The 21,339-nt window shown below is 73.8% G+C and carries 21 protein-coding genes and 1 pseudogene; 10 read left to right on the top strand and 12 right to left on the bottom strand.

The genetic code is table 11. From position 1 onward, the window contains the following. Positions 1 to 3: 3 nt before the first annotated feature. Complete coding sequence (locus ACGFYH_RS02030) at positions 4 to 4,002, bottom strand: BTAD domain-containing putative transcriptional regulator (RefSeq protein ID WP_393801514.1); 3,999 nt, start codon at positions 4,000 to 4,002, stop codon at positions 4 to 6. 254 nt (positions 4,003 to 4,256) lie between these two features. On the opposite strand from ACGFYH_RS02030, the gene ACGFYH_RS02025 reads away from it, so the two are divergent. Then, the gene (locus tag ACGFYH_RS02025; protein ID WP_393801175.1) at positions 4,257 to 5,054 is read left to right on the top strand and encodes a site-2 protease family protein; all 798 of its coding nucleotides are present in this window, start codon (positions 4,257 to 4,259) and stop codon (positions 5,052 to 5,054) included. A gap of 6 nt (positions 5,055 to 5,060) precedes the next feature. Here the strand turns inward: ACGFYH_RS02025 and ACGFYH_RS02020 are convergent, their stop codons facing one another. After that, positions 5,061 to 5,261 (bottom strand): hypothetical protein, encoded by a 201-nt coding sequence (locus tag ACGFYH_RS02020; protein WP_393801174.1) that lies wholly within the window; start codon positions 5,259 to 5,261, stop codon positions 5,061 to 5,063. Positions 5,262 to 5,335: 74 nt separating this feature from the next. Then, entirely contained in the window at positions 5,336 to 6,043 is a 708-nt protein-coding gene (npdG, locus tag ACGFYH_RS02015; RefSeq protein ID WP_393801173.1) for an NADPH-dependent F420 reductase, read from the bottom strand. 131 nt (positions 6,044 to 6,174) lie between these two features. Here npdG and ACGFYH_RS02010 point away from each other — a divergent pair, with 131 nt between their 5' ends. Both ACGFYH_RS02010 and ACGFYH_RS02005 read left to right on the top strand, forming a co-directional pair. Beyond that, on the top strand, positions 6,175 to 6,789 hold the full coding sequence (locus ACGFYH_RS02010; RefSeq protein WP_393801172.1) for a vWA domain-containing protein: 615 nt from the start codon (positions 6,175 to 6,177) through the stop codon (positions 6,787 to 6,789). Positions 6,790 to 6,848: 59 nt separating this feature from the next. Beyond that, positions 6,849 to 7,100: pseudogene (locus tag ACGFYH_RS02005) on the top strand (MFS transporter); the annotation flags it as partial. A gap of 100 nt (positions 7,101 to 7,200) precedes the next feature. Here ACGFYH_RS02005 and ACGFYH_RS02000 read toward each other — a convergent pair. Continuing rightward, positions 7,201 to 7,434, bottom strand: coding sequence for a hypothetical protein (locus ACGFYH_RS02000; protein WP_393801171.1), 234 nt, complete (start codon positions 7,432 to 7,434; stop codon positions 7,201 to 7,203). A gap of 57 nt (positions 7,435 to 7,491) precedes the next feature. Here ACGFYH_RS02000 and map point away from each other — a divergent pair, with 57 nt between their 5' ends. Both map and ACGFYH_RS01990 read left to right on the top strand, forming a co-directional pair. Then, positions 7,492 to 8,349 (top strand): type I methionyl aminopeptidase, encoded by an 858-nt coding sequence (gene map / locus ACGFYH_RS01995; protein ID WP_393801170.1) that lies wholly within the window; start codon positions 7,492 to 7,494, stop codon positions 8,347 to 8,349. A 163-nt stretch (positions 8,350 to 8,512) separates the two neighbouring features. After that, the gene (locus ACGFYH_RS01990; RefSeq protein ID WP_393801169.1) at positions 8,513 to 9,160 is read left to right on the top strand and encodes a heme oxygenase (biliverdin-producing); all 648 of its coding nucleotides are present in this window, start codon (positions 8,513 to 8,515) and stop codon (positions 9,158 to 9,160) included. 93 nt (positions 9,161 to 9,253) lie between these two features. On the opposite strand, the gene ACGFYH_RS01985 is transcribed toward ACGFYH_RS01990, so the two are convergent. Then, positions 9,254 to 9,463, bottom strand: coding sequence for a hypothetical protein (locus tag ACGFYH_RS01985; protein ID WP_393801168.1), 210 nt, complete (start codon positions 9,461 to 9,463; stop codon positions 9,254 to 9,256). Between the two features lie 104 nt (positions 9,464 to 9,567). Next, on the bottom strand, positions 9,568 to 10,212 hold the full coding sequence (locus ACGFYH_RS01980; RefSeq protein WP_393801167.1) for a PhzF family phenazine biosynthesis protein: 645 nt from the start codon (positions 10,210 to 10,212) through the stop codon (positions 9,568 to 9,570). 340 nt (positions 10,213 to 10,552) lie between these two features. Here ACGFYH_RS01980 and efeO point away from each other — a divergent pair, with 340 nt between their 5' ends. From efeO to ACGFYH_RS01960, 4 genes are read left to right on the top strand one after another with little or no spacing between them, the layout of a single operon-like run. Continuing rightward, positions 10,553 to 11,707: an iron uptake system protein EfeO gene (gene efeO / locus ACGFYH_RS01975; RefSeq protein ID WP_393801166.1), complete on the top strand. Its 1,155-nt coding sequence runs from the start codon at positions 10,553 to 10,555 to the stop codon at positions 11,705 to 11,707. Between the two features lie 16 nt (positions 11,708 to 11,723). Continuing rightward, positions 11,724 to 12,986 (top strand): iron uptake transporter deferrochelatase/peroxidase subunit, encoded by a 1,263-nt coding sequence (efeB, locus tag ACGFYH_RS01970; RefSeq protein WP_393801165.1) that lies wholly within the window; start codon positions 11,724 to 11,726, stop codon positions 12,984 to 12,986. 2 nt (positions 12,987 to 12,988) lie between these two features. Then, positions 12,989 to 13,861, top strand: coding sequence for an iron uptake transporter permease EfeU (gene efeU, locus ACGFYH_RS01965; RefSeq protein WP_393801164.1), 873 nt, complete (start codon positions 12,989 to 12,991; stop codon positions 13,859 to 13,861). After that, positions 13,821 to 14,822: a hypothetical protein gene (locus tag ACGFYH_RS01960; protein ID WP_393801163.1), complete on the top strand. Its 1,002-nt coding sequence runs from the start codon at positions 13,821 to 13,823 to the stop codon at positions 14,820 to 14,822. Before efeU ends, ACGFYH_RS01960 begins: the two co-directional genes overlap by 41 nt. A gap of 20 nt (positions 14,823 to 14,842) precedes the next feature. Here ACGFYH_RS01960 and ACGFYH_RS01955 read toward each other — a convergent pair whose 3' ends face one another. After that, positions 14,843 to 15,574: a bifunctional DNA primase/polymerase gene (locus ACGFYH_RS01955; protein ID WP_393801162.1), complete on the bottom strand. Its 732-nt coding sequence runs from the start codon at positions 15,572 to 15,574 to the stop codon at positions 14,843 to 14,845. Positions 15,575 to 15,759: 185 nt separating this feature from the next. Beyond that, on the bottom strand, positions 15,760 to 16,413 hold the full coding sequence (locus tag ACGFYH_RS01950) for a TetR/AcrR family transcriptional regulator (RefSeq protein WP_393801161.1): 654 nt from the start codon (positions 16,411 to 16,413) through the stop codon (positions 15,760 to 15,762). Between the two features lie 103 nt (positions 16,414 to 16,516). On the opposite strand from ACGFYH_RS01950, the gene ACGFYH_RS01945 reads away from it, so the two are divergent. Then, complete coding sequence (locus tag ACGFYH_RS01945; protein ID WP_393801160.1) at positions 16,517 to 16,744, top strand: DUF6243 family protein; 228 nt, start codon at positions 16,517 to 16,519, stop codon at positions 16,742 to 16,744. Positions 16,745 to 16,781: 37 nt separating this feature from the next. On the opposite strand, the gene ACGFYH_RS01940 is transcribed toward ACGFYH_RS01945, so the two are convergent. The 4 genes from ACGFYH_RS01940 to ACGFYH_RS01925 all read right to left on the bottom strand — a co-directional run bounded on the left by ACGFYH_RS01940 (position 16,782) and on the right by ACGFYH_RS01925 (position 21,248). Beyond that, complete coding sequence (locus ACGFYH_RS01940; protein ID WP_393801513.1) at positions 16,782 to 17,444, bottom strand: response regulator transcription factor; 663 nt, start codon at positions 17,442 to 17,444, stop codon at positions 16,782 to 16,784. Between the two features lie 92 nt (positions 17,445 to 17,536). Then, on the bottom strand, positions 17,537 to 18,526 hold the full coding sequence (locus ACGFYH_RS01935) for a small ribosomal subunit Rsm22 family protein (RefSeq protein ID WP_393801159.1): 990 nt from the start codon (positions 18,524 to 18,526) through the stop codon (positions 17,537 to 17,539). A 221-nt stretch (positions 18,527 to 18,747) separates the two neighbouring features. Continuing rightward, positions 18,748 to 19,920 (bottom strand): serine hydrolase domain-containing protein, encoded by a 1,173-nt coding sequence (locus tag ACGFYH_RS01930; RefSeq protein WP_393801158.1) that lies wholly within the window; start codon positions 19,918 to 19,920, stop codon positions 18,748 to 18,750. Beyond that, positions 19,872 to 21,248 carry a multidrug effflux MFS transporter gene (locus tag ACGFYH_RS01925; protein WP_393801157.1) on the bottom strand — a complete coding sequence of 459 codons (1,377 nt, stop codon included), beginning with the start codon at positions 21,246 to 21,248 and terminating at the stop codon, positions 19,872 to 19,874. Before ACGFYH_RS01925 ends, ACGFYH_RS01930 begins: the two co-directional genes overlap by 49 nt. Positions 21,249 to 21,339: the final 91 nt, after the last annotated feature.

Below are 21,339 nucleotides of genomic sequence, written 5' to 3'. Positions count from 1 at the left end.
GCGTCAGACGAGGGCGGCGGCCTCCTCGGGGGAGAGGCTGCCGCCCTCGGCGTACGCGGCCTCGTACGCCCGGGTGCCGAGCACCTCGCGGACCCGCTCGACGGCCCGCGCCCACGCGTCCCGCTCCAGGCCCGTCGGCACGTGGGCCGGCGGCAGCATCGCGGCGCCGGCGCCGAGACACCGGGCACCGTCCGCGGCCCGGTGTCCGCCGTCCACGCGGGCCAGTGCCGTCGCGGCGATGGTCAGGTAGACGGAGCGCATGTGCGGGGCGATGGCCGTGGACAGCGGGTCATCGGCGTGCTGGAGCGACTGGCGGACCTTGGCCAGGCACTCCTCGTGCCGGCCCTCCAGCGTGGCGATCCATGCCTCCGAGGCGAGGATGAAGGCGTCGAAGACCACGAAGTGGGCGATGGCGAACTCCTCGCGCAGCAGCCGCAGCTGCTCGCCCGCCTCGGCGGTGCGGCCGGTCATGCCGAGCCACCCGGCGAGGAACAGCCGGGCGGCGGGCATCGCGCCGTTGTGGCCCGTCCCAGCCGTGCGGTCGATCACGTCGCGCAGCATGCGCTCGCCCTGTTCGGCGTCGCCCGCCTCCAGCAGCACACTGCCGAGCCGGGCGTCGAGGACGTTCACCTGGGCGTGTGCGCCGAGCCGCTCGGCGTGTTCGGCCGCGGTCCGGTAGTCGGCGGCCGCGAGCCGGTACTCGCCCGTTCGTTCCCGGGCCTCGGCGCGCCCGGAGAGGGCCTCGGCCATGCCCCAGGCGTCACCGAGGCGGTGGTAGATCGCGAGCGACTCGTCGGCGTCGCGGGTCGCGTCGCCCGCCCAGTCGGAGCGGTTGGCGAGCATCTGGGCGCGCATCTGCAGGGCACCGGCCAGCTCCCACTCGTACCCCGGGGTCATGCGGCAGGTGCGCACGGTGGCGTCCACGATCTCGCGCAGCCGCTTCAGGTCGCCGGTGAACATCACGGCGAAGAACCAGAACAGGGCGGGGCTGGCGCAGGTCTGCGGCATGCCGGGTTCGTAGGTCCTGGTGATGGCGCGCAGCTTCCGCTGGGCCCGCGGGTTCTGCCACGCGTCCAGTTCCGTGTCCATGCAGGCCAGATGGGCCAGGTGCACCCCGCGCCGGGCCTCGGCGAGGACCTCGCCGGTCATCGGGGGCGGGGCGGACGTGCACCGCTCCCACACCGGCCGGGCGGGGCGGACCGGTTCGGCGAAGGGGTCGGGGCCGAGCGCCATGACCTCGGTGAACCAGTTCCGGGCCTCCACCCGCAGGTCGCGCATCTGCCAGTACCAGACCAGCGACAGCACCAGGCACAGCGCCTCCTGCTCGTCGCGCTCGGCGACGGCGTGGCGCAGGGCGGTGCGCAGGTTCTCGTACTCGCGCTCCAGCCGTTCGATGGCGGCGAGCTGCTCGGGGCCGCGGAGCAACGGGTCGGTGGTGCGGGCGAGTTCGCGGTAGTACGTCAGGTGGGCGCGGGCGGCGGCGGTACGGCCGCCGGTCTCGTCGAGGCGCTCACCGGCGTACTCGGCGACGGTCTCCAGGAGCCGGTAGCGCATGCCGTCGCCATTGCGCCGGTCGGTCACGGGCGCGGCCACGACGAGGGACTTGTCGACGAGGGAGCCGAGCGAGTCCAGGGCGGCGGGTCCGCACACGGCCTCCGCGGCGGCGAGGTCGCAGCCGCCCGCGAAGACGGACAGCCGCCCCAGCACGTCCCGTTCGTCCTCGTCGAGCAGGTCCCAGGACCAGTCGACCACCGCGCGCAGCGTCTGCTGGCGGGGCAGGACGGTGCGGCTGCCCAGGGTGAGCAGACGGAAGCGGTCGTCGAGGCGGTCGGCGATCTGACGCGGGGTGAGCATGCGCAGCCGGGCCGCGGCCAGTTCGATGGCCAGCGGCAGGCCGTCCAGGCGACGGCAGATCTCGGCGCAGGCGGCGGCGGTCCCGTCGTCCGCGTCGACGCGGAAGCCGGGGCGGGCGGCGGCGCCCCGGTCGGCGAGCAGCCGCAGCGCGGCCGGTACGGGCAGCGGCTCCACCGGCCGCAGCGACTCGCCCGGTACGCCGAGGGGTTCGCGGCTGGTGGCGAGGACGGTCAGGCGGGGGCAGCGGGCGAGGAGTTCCTCGGTGAGGCGGGCGGCGGCGTCGACGACGTGCTCGCAGTTGTCGAGGACGATCAGCATGCGGCGCCTGCCGCAGTGCTCGACGAGCCGCTCGACGGCGGTGGCCTGCCGGTCGGAGGCGGTGACGGCCCGCATCTCCTCGGCACCGGCGCCGTACAGCACGGTCTCGCGGGCGCCGACGGCGGTCAGGACGGCCTCCGGTACGTCGGCGGGGTCGTCGACGGGGGCCAGCTCGGCCAGCCAGACGCCGTCCGGCGCCATGTCACCGGCGCCCTCGGCGGCCTCCTGCGACAGCCGGGTCTTGCCGGCGCCGCCGGGTCCGAGGAGCGTGACGAGACGTGCGGTCGCCAGGTCGGCGCGCAGGGCCTCCAGGTCGGTGTCCCGGCCGACGAAGGAGGTGAGCCGGGCCCGGAGGTTGCCCCGGGGGCGGGAGGCGGGCGCTGGCACGGAGGTGCGGGACGCGCCGGCGGGCGCGGTGACGTGGGGCGGCGCGGAGGGGCGGGCTGCCCAAGGTGTCCCGGCAGCCGCGAGAGTCCCGGCGGTCTCTCCTGCCCCGGAGGCCCCGGCAGTCTCCGCGGCCCCGGCGGTCCCGGATTCCCCGGAAGTCCCGGAGGTCTCCGCAGCCCCAGCCGTCCCGGACACCCCGGAAGTCCCGGCCCCGTCTGCCCCAGCGGCCCCGGGCACCCCGGAAGCCCCCGCAGTCTCCGCAGCGCCAGCCGTCCCGGATGCTGCCCCGAAGGTCCCGGCCCCGTCCGCCCCAACCGTCCCGGACACCCCGGAAGCCCCGGTCCCGTCTGGCCCAGCCGTGCCAGGCCTCAGATGGGCGCCGGGTGGCACGGACGTGCCGGGCCCCGGGCGGGCGCCGGGTGCCTCGTGCCCCGGATCGGCACCGGGCCACGCGGACGAGCCCGACCCCGGACCGGCACCCGGCGCCCCGTCCTCCCGGTCGGCACCCGGCCACGCCGACGGCCCACGCGCCTCGGACGAACCCGAACCCGACCCCGAACCGGCACCAGACACCCCGCGCCCCGAACCGGCACCCGGCCACGCAGCCGAGTCCGGCTCCGGGCGGGCGCCGGGCAGCGCAGGTCCCGGGGCGGCGGGGGTCGCCGGCGTGCCCGGTGGCACGGGCCGGCCGGGGGGCGGGGCCGTCGCCGGGGCCGCCGGCGCGAGCAACTCGCCGTGCAGTGACCGTAGTTCGATCCCCGGGTCGGTGCCGAGCCGGTCGGCGAGCAGGTGGCGTACGGCCTCGTAGGCGGCCAGCGCCTCGGCGGTGCGGCCGGTGTCGCGCAGGGCGCGCAGCCGCAGGGCCTGGAGGGGCTCGTCCAGGGGGTGGCCGTCGCACAGGGCGATCAGCTCGGGCAGGGAGTGCTCGGCCTCTCCGAGATCCAGGGCGGCGGTGTGGCGGGCGCGCAGGGCGTCCAGGTGCCTGGTCCCCCAGCGGGCCGCCTCGGCGGTGCGGTCGGGCAGGTCGGCGAGGGCGGGGCCCTGCCACAGCGCGAGGGCGTCGTCGAGCACGGCGGCCGCCTTGGCGGGGTCGCCGTCGGCGAGCGCGCGGGTGCCCTCACCGGCGAGCCGGTCGAAGCGGTACAGGTCGACGTCGGCGGGCGCGGCGGTGAGCCGGTAGCCGCCCGCCGCCGAGGCCACCGCCTGCGCGCCCACCGCCCGGCGCAGCCGCCCGACCAGCGCCTGCAGCGCGCCCGGGGCGTCGGCGGGCGGGTCCCCGGCCCACACCTCCTCCACCAGCAGCCCCGCCGGGACGGTGCGGCCGGGCCGGAGGGCGAGCACGGTCAGCAAGGCGCGCAGCCGCGCCCCGCCGAGCGGGACGGCCGTGCCGTCGGGACGGAGTACCTGTGTGGTGCCGAGGATGCGATAGCGCACGGGCTCTATTGTCCCCGTTGCCGTCGGAGCCGGTCACGGGGTTCCGACCGCACGGCGCGGCACCCCCCGCGACGGCCCCCGCGCCCCCGCAGCCCGCGAAGCCCCCGCGGCACCCGCGGCACCCGCGGCACCCGCAGGAGAGGGCCCGTCGGACCAGGCCGCTTCCCGGAACCGACCGCCACCCGCGAGACGTTCTCCCCGTGCGCCCGGTACGGTCGGGCAGTCCCGCAGGTGCCCCGCGTGTCCGACAGCCAGGGAGTTCCATGTCCACCGCCACCGCCCGCCCCAGTGACCGGCGGATCAGTCCCGTCTTCCTCGGGATCGTCGCCGTCGCGGCGGTCACCGGCTGGGCCTCCTGGACCGGGTTCGCCGAACAGCCGGGGCCGGCCGTGTTCCTGTTCGTGACGGCCGCGTGGGTCGTGTCCCTGTGCCTGCACGAGTACGCGCACGCCCGCACCGCGCTGCACAGCGGCGACATCTCGGTCGGAGCCAAGGGCTACCTCACGCTGAACCCGGTGAAGTACACCCACGCCCTGCTGAGCATCGTGCTCCCCGTCCTCTTCGTGATCATGGGCGGGATCGGGCTGCCGGGCGGTGCCGTCTTCATCGAGCGCGGGCGGATCCGCGGGCGGTGGCGGCACAGTCTGATCTCGGCGGCGGGCCCGCTGACGAACGTGCTGTTCGCCGCGGTGTGCACGGCCCCCTTCTGGCTGGACGCCCTGGACGGCGTGCCGCGCGACTTCCGGCTGGCGCTGGCCTTCCTCGCCCTGCTCCAGGTGACGGCCGCGATCCTGAACTCCCTGCCGGTGCCGGGCCTGGACGGCTACGGGGTGATCGAACCGTGGCTGTCGTACAACGTGCGGCGGCAGGTGGAGCCGCTCGCGCCGTTCGGGCTGCTGATCGTGTTCGCGCTGCTGTGGATCCCGGCACTCAACGGCGTGTTCTTCGACGTGATCGACGCGCTCCTGGGCGGGCTGGGGATCGGCGAGGTCGACACGTACTGCGGCTTCGAGCTGTACCGCTTCTGGCAGACCGACCCGCTGTGCACGCCGGGCGGCTGACGCCGTTCAGCCGGTGACTGACGTCGACGACGCGGCGCGGCGGGCGTCCCGGCCGCGCTTGACGTAGTACCAGCACATGTTGGACGACAGCCCCGACAGCAGTATCCACACGACGCCGATCAGCACGCTGCCCCGCACGAAGGAGACGACGGCGGCGGCCACGGCGAGGACGCAGACGGCCAGGGCGTAGAGGGCGAGGCGGGGCATGGGGCGGGCTCCTGTCGGGGGGACACGTGCGGGTGCTGCGGTACTGGCGGCACCCACCAGTGTCCCCCATCGCCTCACACGTCGGTGAGGCGGAGCCCGGCGTGTGCCTTGTAGCGGCGGTTGACGGAGATCAGGTTGGCGACCAGGGACTCGACCTGGTGGGCGTTGCGCAGCCGCCCGGCGAAGACGCCGCGCATGCCGGCGATGCGCCCGGCCAGGGCCTGAACGATCTCCACGTCGGCGCGCTCCTCGCCGAGCACCATCACGTCGGTGTCGATCTCGTCGGTCTCCGGGTCCTGGAGGAGCACCGCCGAGAGGTGGTGGAAGGCGGCGGCGACCCGGCTGCCGGGCAGCAGGGCGGCGGCCTGTTCGGCGGCGCTGCCCTCCTCGGGCTTGAGCGCGTAGGCGCCCTTCTTGTCGAAGCCGAGCGGGTTGACGCAGTCGACGACGAGCTTGCCGGACAGTTCCTCGCGCAGGGATGCGAGGGTCTTGCCGTGGCCCTCCCACGGCACGGCGACGATCACGACGTCGCTGCGGCGGGCGGTCTCCGCGTTGTCGGCGCCCTCGACGCCGTGGCCGATCTCCTCGGCGGCGGCCTCGGCGCGCTCGGCGGCGCGCGAGCCGACGATCACCTTCTGGCCGGCCTTGGCGAGGCGGTAGGCGAGGCCCTTGCCCTGGGGGCCGGTGCCGCCGAGCACGCCGACGACCAGCCCGGAGACGTCGGGCAGGTCCCAGGGGTCCTTGGCGGGGGCCTTCTGTGCAGCACTGTCGGTAGAGGTCATGGGCCGACCCTACGTCCGCCCCGGCCGGCGCACGGATACGGGTGCCGGGCGGTGGGAGGCGGTCCCCGGGCCGGGTGAATCCGGGGCGAACGGCGGACCGGGCGGGCCGGGTTGCGGCAGGATGCGACCGCATGGACGCCGTACGGGTCGCGCTGCTGCGGGAAGTGCTCGCCGGAACCGAATGGCTGGGTGCCACCCGGAGGTTCGCGGGTGCGCTGCGGGGCTCGGTGGTGCCGCACGGCGGCGGTCTGCTGCTGGTGGGCACCGCCGAGCACGAGCCCTGGCACCTGGCGGCGCACCTGGTGGACGAGGCCGCCTGGTCGGGGACGCCGGAGCTGGCGCCCACACTGGTACGGCACGACGCGCGCCCGTCGGACCCGGCGCACCTCGCGGTGGGGCTCGGGCGGCTGGCGGCGGCCCGGCGCGGGGAGACGCTGCTCGTGGTGACGCCGGACGACCCCGGCGCCCGGCTCCTGGAGCGGGTGCACGACGCCCGCCGGGCCGGGGCGACGGTGCTGGCGCTGGGTACCGGCCGCGCCCCGGACGAGCGGGAGCTGGTCGCCATGGCGCACGAGGCGCTGACCGTGCCGGACGGCGCCGAGCTCGACCTGGACACGGTGCAGCACCTGGTCAGCGCGTCGGCCGGGGAGAACGCGGTGCCGCCGCCCCGGGGCCGCCGCCGTTTCCGGGACCGCCTCTCCCGCCTGGCCGACCATCTGACGGCCCCGCCGCCGTCCGGCTGGTGACGCCCGACCCTTCGTCCGGCCGGTGACGGCCACCGGGAAGCCCGGTTGGCGCGTACGGACTGCGCGGCCGGCTCGCCGGGATCGAGCTGCTGTCGTACTCGGTGGGCCCGCAGCTCGGCCGGGTCAGGGCGGGCGGCACGGCCGCGCTCGCCCGGGTGCGGGCGTCGGTGTGGTCGGGCGGACTGCTGTGCGCGGGCGCGGTGGGGCTGCCGGCGCTGTGCCTGCCGACGATGATGACGTACGACGTGCGGACGAACGAGCACGCGGTGCGGCTGCGCGAGAAGCGCGCAGCCGATGCCGCGAGCGGGTGATCGGCCCGAGCGGGCCATCAGCGCGAGCGGGAACCGGCCCGAGCGGGTGACCGGCCCGGACGGCCCTCGGCCCGAGCGGGTGACCGGTCCGAGCGGTCGGTCACTCCTCGTCCGTGCGCCCCGCGGAGGAGGCGTCGTGCCACCTGGGGTCGTTCTCCCACTCGAGGTTGCGCTCGCGGGCGGTCCGCATCGCGTGCTCGGCCTCCGCGCGGGAGGCGTACGGCCCGAAGCGGTCCTTCCCCGGACAGTCCGGGCCCTCCTCGACCTTCTGGTGCTCCAGGCAGTAGTACCACTCGCCCGGTTTGCCGACCGTGCGCTTCTTGAACAGGGCCATGGACAGCTCCTCTCGCCACCGACATGTTCCCCCATGCCCGCTGGTTAGACTCGCCGCATGTCTGGCCAGTCACCGCTCGTACCAGGGGAGCTGTCTCCCACCCGTTCCGTACCCGGAAACATCCGCCGGCCCGAGTACGTCGGCAGACCCGCGCCGGCGCCGTACACCGGGCCGGAGGTGCAGACGCCCGAGACGGTCGAGGCGATGCGCGTGGCCGGCCGGATCGCGGCGCGCGCGATGGAGGAGGCCGCCAAGCTCATCGCGCCCGGCGTGACGACGGACGAGCTGGACCGGGTGGCGCACGCGTACATGTGCGATCACGGCGCCTACCCCTCGACGCTCGGCTACCGGGGTTTCCCCAAGTCCCTGTGCAGCTCGGTCAACGAGGTCATCTGCCACGGCATCCCCGACTCCACGGTGCTGCGCGACGGCGACATCGTGAACCTCGACGTGACGGCGTACATCGGCGGGGTGCACGGCGACAACAACGCGACGTACCCGGTCGGCGACGTGGACGAGGAGAGCCGGCTGCTGGTCGAGCGGACCCGGGAGTCGCTGGCCCGCGCGATCAAGGCGGTCAGGCCGGGGCGGCAGATCAACATCATCGGCCGGGTCATCGAGTCGTACGCCAAACGGTTCGGGTACGGGGTGGTGCGGGACTTCACCGGCCACGGGATCAACACGTCGTTCCACTCGGGGCTCATCGTCCCGCACTACGACAGCCCGCACGCGACGACCGTCATCCAGCCCGGGATGACCTTCACGATCGAGCCGATGCTGACGCTCGGGACCCATGAGTACGACATGTGGGACGACGGCTGGACGGTCGTGACGAAGGACCGCAGGCGGACGGCGCAGTTCGAGCACACGCTGGTGGTGACGGACTCGGGGGCGGAGATCCTGACGCTGCCCTGAGGCCTGCCCGCACCTCATGAACCATGAGCCCGCTCTCTTCGGAGGGCGGGCTTTCGCGTGCCGTACGGGGTAGGGTTTTACCGACAGCCTGTCGGAATCTTTGCCGACGATGAGTCGGGAAGGATATTGACTTAGGTAAGCCTAACCAAAGAAAATCGGTCCCATGGACTCCTTCTCGACCCTCATCCGCACGGCCTCCCACGAGCAGCACGTGGAGGCGGAGACCTCCACCTTCATGAGCGACCTGCTCGGCGGCCGGCTCGGCGTGGACGCCTACGCGCGCTACACCGAGCAGCTGTGGTTCGTCTACGAAGCCCTGGAGGCCGGCGCCGGACGGCTGGCGTCGGACCCGGTGGCCGGGCCCTTCGTCCGGCCCGAGCTGCTGCGGCTGCCCGCCCTGGAGCGGGACCTGGCCCATCTGCGCGGAGCCGACTGGCGCACCGGGCTGGCCGCTCTGCCCGCGACGGAGGCGTACGCGGCCCGGGTACGCGAGTGCTCCGACCGGTGGCCCGGCGGGTATGTCGCCCACCACTACACGCGCTACCTCGGCGACCTGTCGGGCGGGCAGATCATCCGCGACAGGGCCGAGCGGACGTGGGGCTTCGCCAGGAAGGGCGACGGGGTCCGCTTCTACGTCTTCGAGGGGATCTCCAACCCGGCCGCGTTCAAGCGGGAGTACCGCGAACTGCTGGACGGCTTCCGCGCCGACGATCTGGAGAAGCAGCGGGTCGTCGCCGAGTGCAAGCGCGCCTTCGCGCTGAACACGGCGGTCTTCCGGGCGCTGGGCGAGGAGTTCCCGCTGTCCGCCTGAGCGGGACGCGCACGACGCGCGAAGGACGGCGGTCCCCTCCCGGCCCGAGGCCGCGAGGGGACCGCCGCACTACCGCGACTGCCGCGGCCGGTCTCAGTCGATGTCGTAGTCGTCGCTGCGGCAGTTGATGCCGCCGAAGTACAGGTCGCCGGTGCTGTCCGTGGTGATGGCGCCGAAGTACGGGCTGCAGGTGGCGTCCTCGTCACCGTGCAGGGGGCCGTCGAAGGCGGTGGCGGTCGCCGCGCCGCCGGCGGTCATGGCGGCGGTCAGCAGGACCGTGGCAAGGGCAGAGCGGATGCGCATGGGTTTCCTCTCGCGGGGACTGAGCGGTCAGCCCCAGAGGTCCCCCCTCACCACCGCGCGCACACGCTGTTCCACCCGTACGGGGGTGCGATACGGGGTGTCCTTCACCGCTCCAGGCGCACCCGCCCGCCGACCTCGACCCGGCCCTCGGGCTGCGGCGCCGTGAGGATCTGCGAACCGGCACCCTGCGTGATGTTGAGGGCGCGCCCCAGCCGCGCGGTCAGCAGCAGCGCCGCCGCCCCGGTCGCCTCGTCCTCCTCGATACCGTCGTCCCGCCCCGGAAAGCCCCGCGCCCGCACGCGTCCCGCCGCCTCGTCCTGCCACGCCCAGGCGTAGATCCACTCCCCCGGCGGCGGCACCGCCAGGTCGTCGACCTCCGCGACGGTGGCGTACCGGCGCAGGGTGCGCGGCGGGACCCACTCTGGGCGAGCCTCGATCCAGCTGAACTCCCCGTCCGTCCGGGCGCCCACCACTCCGGCCCGCGTGACGAGTTCGGGCACGTCGAGCAGCCAGGCGGCGCCCACGCAGGGGTAGCCGGCGAACGGCAGGCGCAGGGTGGGCGTGTAGATGTCGACGACGCCGCGCTCAGGGTCGTCGACGAACACGGTCTCGCTGAAGCCGATCCCGGCGGCGAACTCCTGCCGCCGCCCGGGCTCCGGCAGCACGGATCCGTCCCGGACGACGCCCAGTTCGTTGCCGTATCCGCCGTTCGGCGCACAGAAGACGCGCAGTACGTCGTAGTCAGTCACCCGGGCATTCAAGCATCGCGGGCGGTGGGCCACCTGGGCATGGCCGCGGAGCCGCCGCGGCCGCGGCTCGCGCCGTCCCCGCCCGGTGCCGCACCCCGTGCCGCTCGGTGCCGCACCCCGTGCCGTCCGGCGCGACGCGGCACCCGTCCTTGACTCGCTCTTGACCTCCCCATGGGCACCGCGTTGAGTCATCGTGACCGGCCCGTGCTCATACACCGTCCATGAGATTCGGATCACCGTATGGGCGGGTTTTACTAAGGAAATCCTTAGGTATGTTAGGGCAGCCTCACCTTCCTGTGGGGTCCGTCACGCGTACTTTCGGCCATCCCTTGGAGCCCGCATGCGAGCCGCCAGACTCTCCGTCGTCACCGCCGTCGCCACCGCAGCGACCCTGGCGGCCGTCACGGGCTGCACGGAGAAGAGCGGCGCCGAGGACGGTGAGCACGTCATCACGGTGACGGCCACGGACGACAAGTGCGAGGTGTCGAAGTCGGAGTTCCCGGCCGGTCACGTCGAACTCGCCGTCGAGAACAAGGGTTCCAAGGTCACCGAGGTCTACCTGCTCTTCCCCGACGACCGGGTGGTCACCGAGCGGGAGAACATCGGCCCCGGCACCAAGCAGCGGGTCACCGCCGAGGTGAAGCCCGGCGACTACCGGATCGCCTGCAAGCCCGGCATGAAGGGCAAGGGCATCCGTCAGGACGTCAAGGCCACCGGCGGCAAGGCCACCGAGCGGGACCCGCGTCTGGACGAGGCGGTGGCCGCCTACCGCCAGTACGTGCAGCAGCAGGCCGACGAGACCCTGCCGAAGGCCGAGGCGTTCGCGAAGGCCGTCCGGGCCGGTGACCTGGAGGCCGCGAAGAAGGCGTACGCCCCCTCCCGCATCGGCTGGGAGCGCACGGAACCGGTCGCGGAGTCCTTCGGCGACATCGACCCGAAGGTCGACGTCCGCGAGGACGGTCTGGAGGAGGGCCAGGACCCGGCGACCGACTGGACCGGCTGGCACCGCCTGGAGAAGGCGCTGTGGCAGGACAAGGAGATCGGCGACCGCGAGAAGGAACTCGCCGGCACGCTCGTCACCGACCTGAAGGACTGGCAGAACCGGGTCGGCAAGGCCGAGATCACGCCCACCTCCATGGCGAACGGCGCCAAGGAACTCCTCGACGAGGTCGCCACCGGCAAGGTCACCGGCGAGGAGGAGCGCTACTCGCACACCGACCTGGTCGACTTCAAGGCCAACGTCGAGGGCGCGCAGAAGTCGTACGCGCTGCTCAAGCCGGTCGCCAAGGAGAACGACGCGGCGCTGACGACGGAGCTGGACCGGCAGTTCGCCGCGCTGGACAAGCTGCTGGACCGGTACCGTCCGGACACCTCGTCGTACGACTTCACCTCGTACGACAAGGTCGGCAAGGCGGACCGCAAGGAGCTGTCGGACGCGGTCAACGCGCTCGCGGAGCCGCTGTCCAAGCTCGCCGCCGCCGTGGTCACCAAGTAGGCGCGGAGAGGCGACGATGACGGACACCGATCTCCCCGGGCCCACCCCCGCCCCGTCCCGGCGGGCACTGATCGGCTGGGGCGGTGCGGGCCTCGCGCTCGGCGCCGCCGCGGCCGCCGGCGGGGCGGTGGCGATGGACCGGGCCGGCGACGGCGTGGGCCCGGCCGCTGACGGCGCGGGCTCCGCCGTCCCCTTCCACGGGGCGCACCAGGCGGGCATCGCCACGCCGGTGCAGGACCGGCTGCACTTCGCGGCGTTCGACGTGACGACCGGGGACCGCGCCGCGTTCGTCGCGCTGCTCAAGGAGTGGACGGCGGCGGCGCGCAGGATGACCGCCGGTCACGCGGTGGGCGAGGGCGCTTACGGCGGACTGGCCGAGGCTCCGCCGGACGACACCGGCGAGGCGCTGGGCCTCAGGCCGTCGCGGCTGACCCTCACCATCGGCTTCGGGCCTTCCCTGTTCGGCAAGTTCGGCCTCGGCGACCGGCGTCCCGAGGCGCTGGTCGACCTGCCGAAGTTCGCGGGCGACAACCTGGACCGGGCCCGCAGTGGCGGCGACCTGTGCGTCCAGGCCTGTGCCGACGACCCCCAGGTCGCCGTGCACGCGATCCGCAACCTCGCCCGGATCGGCTTCGGCAAGGTCGTCGTGCGCTGGTCGCAGCTCGGCTTCGGCAAGACGTCCTCGACGACGCCCGACGAGCAGACGCCGCGCAACCTGCTGGGCTTCAAGGACGGCACCCGCAACATCGCGGGCACGGAGCGGGACCGGCTGGCGAAGTTCGTGTGGGTGGACGGGAAGGACGGCTCGGACTGGATGGCCGGTGGCTCGTATCTCGTCGCCCGGCGCATCCGCATGCACATCGAGACCTGGGACCGTACCTCCCTGCAGGAGCAGGAGGACGTGTTCGGCCGCGACAAGAGGGAGGGCGCCCCGGTCGGCAAGGCCAAGGAGCGTGACGAGCCGTTCCTGAAGGCGATGAAGCCCGACGCGCACGTGCGGCTGGCGCATCCCGACTCCAACGGCGGGGCGACGCTGCTGCGCCGCGGCTACTCCTTCACCGACGGCACGGACGGCCTGGGCCGCCTGGACGCGGGCCTGTTCTTCCTCGCCTACCAGCGCGACGTCCGCACCGGCTTCATCCCCGTCCAGCGGAACCTGGCGTCGGACGCGCTCAACGAGTACGTCCAGCACGTGGGTTCGGCGGTCTTCGCCGTGCCGCCCGGTGTCCGTGACGCGGACGACTGGTGGGGCAGCACGCTGTTCGGCAAGGAGGCGTAACCGTGTTCTCCAACTACCTCATCGGACTGCGCGAGGGCCTGGAGGCCTCTCTCGTCGTCTGCATCCTCATCGCCTATCTGGTCAAGACGGGCCGCCGGGACGCCCTGAAGCCCATCTGGGCGGGTATCGGCGTGGCGCTCCTCATGGCGCTCGGCTTCGGCTGCGCGCTGGAGTTCGGCTCGCAGGAGCTGACGTTCAAGGCGCAGGAGGCGCTGGGCGGTTCGCTGTCCATCCTCGCGGTGGTCCTGGTGACGTGGATGGTCTTCTGGATGCGGCGCACCGCCCGGCACCTGAAGGCGGAGCTGCACGGCAGGCTGGACGCGGCCCTCGCGATGGGCACCGGTGCGCTGGTGGCCACCGCGTTCCTGGCGGTCGGCCGGGAGGGCCTGGAGACGGCCCTGTTCGTGTGGGCGTCGGTGCACGCGGCGAGCGACGGCACCCCGCGCCCGCTGATCGGCGTGGCTCTGGGGCTGGCCACGGCGGTCCTGCTCGGCTGGCTGTTCTACCGGGGCGCGCTGCGCATCAACCTGGCCAGGTTCTTCACCTGGACCGGCGGCATGCTGGTCGTCGTGGCGGCGGGCGTCCTGGCGTACGGCGTGCACGACCTGCAGGAGGCCGACCTCGTGCCGGGGCTGACGAGGCTGGCCTTCGACGTCAGTGACACCGTCGATCCGTCGAGCTGGTACGGCACCCTGCTCAAGGGCGTGTTCAACTTCCAGCCGGACCCGACCGTCCTCCAGGTCACGGTGTGGCTGCTGTACCTGGTCCCGACGCTCGCGCTCTTCCTCGCCCCGGTAGGGTTCGCCTCCGGGAAGGGGAAGGTGAAGGAACCTGATGAGCAGGGATCACGGCCCTCGAAGGCCCCGCAGGCTTGAGAAGTGCGCGCTCGTATCCGCCTCGGCGACCGCTCTGTCGCTGACGGCGAGCGGATGCGTGGTGGTGCACGGTGAGCGCGAGGTGCTCCCGGCGGCCACCCGGGCCGAGGCCGCGAAGGCGCTGGAGCGGTTCACCGCCGCGTACAACAAGGCCGACGAGGCGTACGACGCCTCCCTGGACGCCGACCACACCACGGGCGCCCTGGCCGCCATCGACTCGGCGCGGCTGAAGGCGGGCCGGGCCAACAGCCCGGACGGCAATCCGGCGCACACGCCGCTGGAGCTGACCGACGCGCAGTTCACGATCCCGAAGAAGGCGGGCTGGCCGCGCTGGTTCGTCGCAAACACCAGGGCCAACAAGGGCGGGACGGCCCGCTGGCTGCTGGTCTTCACCCGGGACGGTCTGGACGAGACCTGGCAGGCGGCGTACCTGACGCTGGTCGCCCCCGCCAAGGTGCCCGGGTTCAGGACCGACCAGGCCGGCTGGGCCGAGGCCGTGCCGGCGAACTCCACCGACGTGAGTGTCCCGCCGGCCGGCCTGAGCAAGGGCTACTCGACGTATCTGAAGGACGGCGGGAAGACCTTCGCGGACGGCGTGCACACCAGTTCCTGGCGGGAGTCGCGCGAGAAGCGGTCGATCCGCCCCGGCCTGGTCACGCAGTACATCGACGAGCCGCTGACGAACGGCGACTACGCGCCGCTGGCGCTGCGTACGAAGGACGGCGGGGCGCTGGTGTTCTTCACCACGCGGCACTTCGAGAAGCAGACCGCCGCCCGGGGCGCGTCCGTGCCGACGCCGAACAGGGACGTGCTGGCGCTGACGGACGGCGAGATCAAGCAGTCGCTGACGATGGAGTTCGTCTCCAACGAGGTCGCGCTCGACCCGGCGGACGGCTCGGGGAACGGGCAGGTGTCCGTGCTGGGGCGCGTCCAGGGGCTGACGTCGGGGAAGGGCGAGTAGACCCGGCCCGTTCGGGGGCCTCAGCGGCGCAGGGGCCAGGCGGCGCCCGCGTGGTCGCTGTCCTCACCGGTGTGCCGGGCACAGGCGTCGGTGAGGGTCTCCAGGAGGGTCAGCGGGTCCGGCAGCGGGTGCTCCGGGCCGCGCACCCAGTGCACCGAGCGGTGCTCGCCGGGCAGGCGGGCGGGCGGTACGAGGACGTAGGAGCCCCGGCAGTGCCAGCGCAGCCCGGGGTGCTCGTCCATGGTCTCGGGGTGGCAGTCCAGCTCGCAGGGCCACCACTCGTCCTCGTCCTCGGGGGTACCGCGGGTGAGGGTGAACAGCAGCATGCGGCCGTCGTCGCTCTCGGCGACCGGGCCGACCTCGACACCGGCGTCGAGCAGCCGCCGGAGCGCCTCGCGGCCGGCCTCCAGGGGCACGTCCAGGACGTCGTGCACCATGCCGGTCGCGGTGATGAAGTTGGCCTCGGGCTGGTGCCGGGTCCAGCGCTCGATCTGCGCACGGTCGGTGGTGGACTGCGTCTGCCACGCGAACGACACCGGGTGCCTGGCGGGGGTGGGACAGCCCACGCGGTCGCACGAGCAACGGTATCCGGCGGGGTGCGCGGCGGGGGCCAGGGGCAGCCCCGCACCGGCGGCGGCGAGCAGCAGGTCCTCACGGCCACCGTCACCGGCGGCCTCCCTGGGGCGGCGTCCGCGCAGCCACGAGGAGAGTTTGCCCTGCAGGCCGCTCCGACCGCCGAACTCCGCGCTCATCTATCCCCTTGCCTCGCCGTCGTGCGCACCAGCATGCCCTATGGTCGCACCATTTCGCGCTTCGGGGCCGCGAAGGGACGGACTCCCCTGGTCAGCCTTCCTTACCGGGGTCGCCGGCCAGTGATTGCCGTCAGGGGCTGCCGGTCAGTGGCTGCCGGTCAGGGCCGCTGTCAGGGTTCTTCCGGTCACCGGGGGGCGAGTCCGTGGAGCGCGTAGTCGACGAGTGTGTCGGTGTAGGCGTAGGAGACCGGTGCCGTGTGCTGCAGCCAGCGCTGGGCGAGCGGCGAGACGAAGAGTTCCAGCGCGATGCGCGGGTCGATCTCCGGTCGCACCTGGCCCGCCTCCTGGGCGGCGCGCAGGCGGTCGACATGGAGCTGCAGCGACGGCTCCAGGAGCTTGGCGACGAACTCCCGGCCGAGCTGTTCGTTGACGAGGCCCTCCGCGGCCAGCGCACGGGAGGGCGCCTCGAACTTCGGGTCGTACAGCTGGTCGACGGTGGCGCGCAGCACGGCCTTGAGGTCGGCGGCGATGTCACCGGTGTCCGGAATGGCGTACGCCGCCTCCTGGCCCTGCGCCTCGATGGCCTGTTCGCCCAGGTCGAGGAAGGCCTCCAGCAGGACCTCCGCCTTCGAGGACCACCAGCGGTAGATCGTCTGCTTGCCGACGCCGGCGCGGGCTGCGATGCCCTCGATGGTGGTCTTGGGGTAGCCGACCTCACCGATCAGGGCGAGGGCGGCGTCGTAGATGGCCTGGCGGGACCGCTGGCTGCGCCGGGTGGCGTCCGGGTGCGGCCTCGTGGAGGCGGGAGTCGCGGTGCGGGCGGATTTCTGGGTGGCCATGGTGCGAAGCTATCAGGTTGACAAGACGGCCCGTCTCGCCGACAGTGGAGACACGCAACGCGAGACGAACCGTCTCGTTTTCTGAGCTGAAGGGTGACGATCCATGACCCGAGGTGGAAACGGGAACGTGCTGGGCGTCGGCGGCACGCGCCGGAAGCTCGGCCGCACCGCCCTGCGCGGCGGCGACCGGACCGGCCGCGTCGGCGGCGGCCTGTCCCCGCAGGCCCAGAAGCGGGAGCTGCTGCGCTCACTGCGGGAAGGCCGGCAGGAGGGACGGCGGGAGCGGCGACAGGACCGGTGGGGGACGGACGCCCCCGGTGAGGCGTCATGAGCCCAGGGCGTCGGGGGGCCGGCGGTCGGCGGGGACGTCAGCGGGGCTGTGCCCGCGCGTTCTCCAGGTAGTGCAGGACGGCCGCCACCCGCCGGTCGACCTGGTCGGCCGGGGAGAGGTCGAGCTTGGCGAAGATGCTGCGGATGTGCTTGTGCACCGCGCCGTCGGTGACCACGAGCCGTCCGGCGATGGCGCTGTTGCCCAGGCCCTCGGCCATCAGGGCGAGCACCTCGCGCTCGCGGGGGCTGAGGCGTTCCAGGCGGGTGTCCTGGCGGGTCCGGGTGAACAGCTGGGCGACGACCTCCGGGTCGATGGCGGTGCCGCCGCCCGCGACCCGGCCGAGCGCGTCCATGAACTCCTCCACCCGGCCGACGCGTTCCTTGAGCAGGTAGCCGAGGCCGCCCACCCCGCCGGTCAGCAGGTCGGTGGCGAAGGACTGCTCCACGTAGGCGGAGAGCACCAGGACGGCGAGCGCGGGACGGCGCCGCCGCGCCTCGACGGCCGCGCGGACCCCTTCGTCGGTGTGCGTGGGCGGCATGCGCACGTCCAGGATGGCCACGTCGGGTTCGTGCTCGTCGACGGCCCGGAGCACCGACTCGGCGGTGTCCGCGGTGGCCACCACGTCGAGCCCCTCGGCGCGCAGCAGCAGGGCCAGGCCCTCGCGCAGCAGCGGATCGTCCTCGGCGATCACGATCCGCAGGGCGCGGTGCGCTTCACGTTCCACGGGAGGTCCACTTCCAGGTCGTCGGGCCGCCGGTGACCCTACTCGGCGGCGGGGTTGACGGTCCGCCGTCAGTCGTCCCCGGCCGGCCAGGGGTCGCCCCAGGCCGCGTCGCGCGCGGCCTTGTACAGGTCGCCGTGGCGCTTGGTGACCGTGCGGCGGCGCAGCTGCTCGTCGGGCTCGCAGAGGTCGAGCAGGACCTGGCCCTTGCGCAGCCGCGGACGCCGGACCACACGTGAGGGGGCCGGGGAGGCCGGGAGCCGGGTGGCGGCGACGTAGCTGAACTTCTCGTCCTCGTAGGCGAGGGAACCGCTCTTGACCTGCCGGTGCAGGGAGGAGCGGCTGACGCGGGCCGCGAAGTGGCACCAGTCCGTGCCCGGCACGATGGGGCAGGCGGCGCTGTGCGGACAGGGCGCGGCGACGTGGAACCCGGCGGCGATCAGCCGGTCGCGGGCCTCGATGACGCGGGCGTAACCGGCGGGGGTACCGGCCTCCACGATCACCACGGCCCGCGCGGCACCGGCGGCGGTGTCGACGAGGGCGGCGCGGTCGGAAGCGGTCAGCTCGTTGAGTACGTAGGAGACGGTGACGAGATCGGCGTCCGGGAGGGTGAGCGCCGCTCCGATCCGGGCGCGCTGCCAGCGGACGTCGCGCAGGGCCGGGAGCGAGGCGGCGATCTCCCGGCCGAGGGCCAGCGCGGGTTCGGCCCAGTCGAGCACGGTCACCGGACGCGCCCCGTCCCAGGTGTCGCTGACGGCCCAGGTCGCGGCGCCGGTCCCCCCGCCCGCGTCCACGTGGCTGCCGGGCGCCCATCCCGGTACGGCCTCGGCGAACGCGGCCAGCGCCGAGCGCACCGCGGCGAAGGTCGCGGGCATGCGGTACGCGGCGTAGGCGACGACGTCGGCGCGGTCGCGCAGGATGGGGGCGTCGGTCGGGGTGTCCCCGCGGTAACTGGCGATCAGCCGCTCCACGGCCTGCCCGGCCTGCCGGGGAGGCAGCCCGTCGACGAGGTCGGCGAGGGCGGCCCGCAGGGTGTCGGCGGGGGCGGCGGGGGCGTTCACCCGGCGATTGTACGAGGCGGCCCGGGGGACCGGCGTTCCCAGGCCACCCCGCGCGGACGCGGGGCGGGGCGGATGCGCGGTCCGGCCGACGGCGGCTACGACGTCGACGACCACCGCGACGTCGACCCGCGTCTGGGCACACTCGTCGCGGGGCGCCTCCCGGCCGCTCGGACACCGGAGGAGACACGACCGCCCAGGGCCGGGGGCGGGAGCGGGCACTCTCAGACCCGCACCGCCCGCGCCACCCGGGTGCACAGCGCCGCGCGGGGCCCGTTGGCCGGGGCGCGGCGGCGTGGGTGGACCGTGTTGGCGAGGAGGATCGCGAAGGTGTCCGTCGCCCGGTCGAGGACCAGCATCGTGCCGGTGAAGCCGGTGTGTCCGGCCGCACCGCGCCCCGCCAGCTCGCCCATGAACCACGGCTGGTCGAGGGCGAAGCCGAGCCCCGGTGCGGTCAGGAGCAGCTCCACGAAGTCGGGGCCGAGGATGCGCGCGGGCCCGTGGGAGCCGCCCGCGAGCAGCGCCCGGCAGAACACCGCGAGGTCCCGGCCCGTCGAGAACAGCCCCGCGTGCCCGGCCACCCCGCCCAGCGCCCACGCGTTCTCGTCGTGGACGACCCCGCGCAGCATCCCCCGGTCCGCCTTGGCCCACGGCCGCCGCTGGTCCTCCGTGGCGGCCGCGCCCGGGCACGGTCCGAAGCGCGTCGCCGTCATGCCCAGCGGCCGGGTGATCCCGTCACGGACGAGGACGTCGAGGGCGCGGCCGGTGATCCGTTCCAGGACCTGCTGGAGGAGCAGCGTGTTCAGGTCCGAGTAGCAGTACGTGCCGGGCACCCCCACGGGCGGCTCGGCGCGCAGCCGCCGCAGCCGTTCCGCGTCGTCGGCGCAGTCGTACAGCGGCAGTTCGGGCCTCAGCCCGGAGGTGTGGGTGAGCAGCTGCCGTACGGTGACGCGGTGCCGGGCCGCGGCCCGGAAGTCCGGAAGGTAGGCGCCGGCCTCCGCGTCGATGCCGAGTGTGCCCCGCTCGATCTGCTGCACGGCGGCGACCGCGGTGAACAGCTTCGTCAGGGACGCGAGGTCGAAGGGCGTGTCCACGGTCGCCGGCACCCGGGAGTCCGCCGGCAGTTCCACGCCCGTGTCGGTGCGCGGGTCGTAGGAGGCGTAGCGCACGGCCCAGCCGGCCGCCGCCTCGACGGCGAGCACGGGTCCGCGTCCGACGGCCACGACGGCGCCAGCGGCCCAGGGGCGTTCGCCGGTGGTGAGGTCGTGCACCTGGGTGACGACACGTCGGAGCTGCCCGGGGTCGAGTCCGGCCCGCTCCGGGGTGTCGCTGCGCAGTCTGGGCGCGCTCAGTTGTCCGCTCCCTGCCCGGCGGTGCGCCCGGCCGTGGGGCGGCACATGGTCACGAGGAAGCCGAGCGCCACCACCGCGGCCACCAGCTGGACGACGGCCATCGGGACCGCGGTGTCCTCCCCCGCGATCCCGACGAGCGGGGAGGCGACCGCGCCGATGAGGAAGGAGGACGTGCCGAGCAGCGCGGAGGCGGAGCCGGCGGACTTCCTGACCCGCATCAGGGCGAGGGCCTGGGTGTTGGGGAGGCTGATGCCCATCGCGGACATCAGCACGAACAGCGCGGCGGCGACCGGCACGAGTCCGACCTCGCCGAAGACGCCCAGGGACATCAGCAGCAGCGCGGTCGCGGCGGCGATCACGACGACGAGGCCGAGCCCGAGCACCCGGTCGAGACGGACCCGTCCGACGAGGATCTTGCCGTTGACCTGGCCGACCACGACGAGGCCGACGGAGTTGAGCCCGAACAGCAGACTGAACGTCTGCGGAGAGGCTCCGTAGATCTCCTGCATGACGAACGGCGAGGCCGCGACGTAGGCGAACAGCGAGGCGAAGGCGAAGCCGCCCGCGAGCATGTACCCGGTGAAGGCCCGGTCGGCGAGCAGGCCGCGCATCGCTCGCAGGGTGTCGCCGACGCCGCCCGCGTGGCGTTCCCCGACGGGCAGCGTCTCCGGCAGCTTCGCCCACACGATCGCGCCCAGCACCACGCCGACCACGACGAGGACGGCGAACACGCCCCGCCAGTCCGTCACGCGCAGGATCTGCCCGCCGATGAGCGGCGCGACGACCGGCGCGACGCCGGAGATCAGCATGAGGGTGGAGAAGAAGCGGGCCATGGCCACGCCGTCGTACAGGTCGCGTACGACGGCGCGGGCGATGACGATCCCGGCGGCGCCCGCGAGGCCCTGCACCAGCCGGAAGGCGACGAGGAGTTCGACGGTGGGCGCGAAGGCGCACAGGGCGGTGGCGACGACGTAGACGGCGAGTCCGCCCAGCAGCGGGCGCCGGCGTCCCCACTTGTCGCTCATCGGGCCGACCACGATCTGCCCGAGGGCCATGCCGGCGAGGCAGGCGGTGAGCGTGAGCTGGACGGTCGCGGCGGGCGCGTGCAGGGACCGGGTGACCTCCGGGAGCGAGGGGAGGTACATGTCCATCGCCAGCGGCGGCGTCGCGGTCAGGCTGCCGAGGATGAGTGTGACGAGCAGACCGGTGCGGCGGGCGGCGGGCAGCGGGCGGCCGGCCGGTCCCGGTCCGGCCGCCCGTACGGGTTTCGCGGTCCCCACCTGCGAAGTCTGTTGCGTTCGCGCTGTTCGCGCCGTTCGCGTCGTTGTCATGTCCGGTGACTCGTGCGGTATCGACGGCCCGCGCTCGGGCATGAGCCCCTCCCTCTTCTGCAGATCCGCCGCCTATGCTCTCAGCTCGTACGCACTTGAACGAACAGACTCGAACGAACCTGAGCGAGGGTGG

Source organism: Streptomyces sp. NPDC048392, from assembly GCF_043200575.1.
Taxonomy (GTDB): domain Bacteria; phylum Actinomycetota; class Actinomycetes; order Streptomycetales; family Streptomycetaceae; genus Streptomyces.
This window is presented reverse-complemented; position numbering and strand designations above follow the sequence as displayed.

Excerpts from the sequence above, each read along its gene's own strand:
- ACGFYH_RS02025 (WP_393801175.1), top strand. The coding sequence starts at position 4,257 with ATGTCCACCGCCACCGCCCGCCCCAGTGACCGGCGGATCAGTCCCGTC.
- ACGFYH_RS02020 (WP_393801174.1), bottom strand. The coding sequence starts at position 5,261 with ATGCCCCGCCTCGCCCTCTACGCCCTGGCCGTCTGCGTCCTCGCCGTG.
- npdG (WP_393801173.1), bottom strand. The coding sequence starts at position 6,043 with ATGACCTCTACCGACAGTGCTGCACAGAAGGCCCCCGCCAAGGACCCC.
- ACGFYH_RS02010 (WP_393801172.1), top strand. The coding sequence starts at position 6,175 with ATGGACGCCGTACGGGTCGCGCTGCTGCGGGAAGTGCTCGCCGGAACC.
- ACGFYH_RS02000 (WP_393801171.1), bottom strand. The coding sequence starts at position 7,434 with ATGGCCCTGTTCAAGAAGCGCACGGTCGGCAAACCGGGCGAGTGGTAC.
- map (WP_393801170.1), top strand. The coding sequence starts at position 7,492 with ATGTCTGGCCAGTCACCGCTCGTACCAGGGGAGCTGTCTCCCACCCGT.
- ACGFYH_RS01990 (WP_393801169.1), top strand. The coding sequence starts at position 8,513 with ATGGACTCCTTCTCGACCCTCATCCGCACGGCCTCCCACGAGCAGCAC.
- ACGFYH_RS01985 (WP_393801168.1), bottom strand. The coding sequence starts at position 9,463 with ATGCGCATCCGCTCTGCCCTTGCCACGGTCCTGCTGACCGCCGCCATG.
- efeO (WP_393801166.1), top strand. The coding sequence starts at position 10,553 with ATGCGAGCCGCCAGACTCTCCGTCGTCACCGCCGTCGCCACCGCAGCG.
- efeB (WP_393801165.1), top strand. The coding sequence starts at position 11,724 with ATGACGGACACCGATCTCCCCGGGCCCACCCCCGCCCCGTCCCGGCGG.
- ACGFYH_RS01960 (WP_393801163.1), top strand. The coding sequence starts at position 13,821 with ATGAGCAGGGATCACGGCCCTCGAAGGCCCCGCAGGCTTGAGAAGTGC.
- ACGFYH_RS01955 (WP_393801162.1), bottom strand. The coding sequence starts at position 15,574 with ATGAGCGCGGAGTTCGGCGGTCGGAGCGGCCTGCAGGGCAAACTCTCC.
- ACGFYH_RS01950 (WP_393801161.1), bottom strand. The coding sequence starts at position 16,413 with ATGGCCACCCAGAAATCCGCCCGCACCGCGACTCCCGCCTCCACGAGG.
- ACGFYH_RS01945 (WP_393801160.1), top strand. The coding sequence starts at position 16,517 with ATGACCCGAGGTGGAAACGGGAACGTGCTGGGCGTCGGCGGCACGCGC.
- ACGFYH_RS01925 (WP_393801157.1), bottom strand. The coding sequence starts at position 21,248 with ATGCCCGAGCGCGGGCCGTCGATACCGCACGAGTCACCGGACATGACA.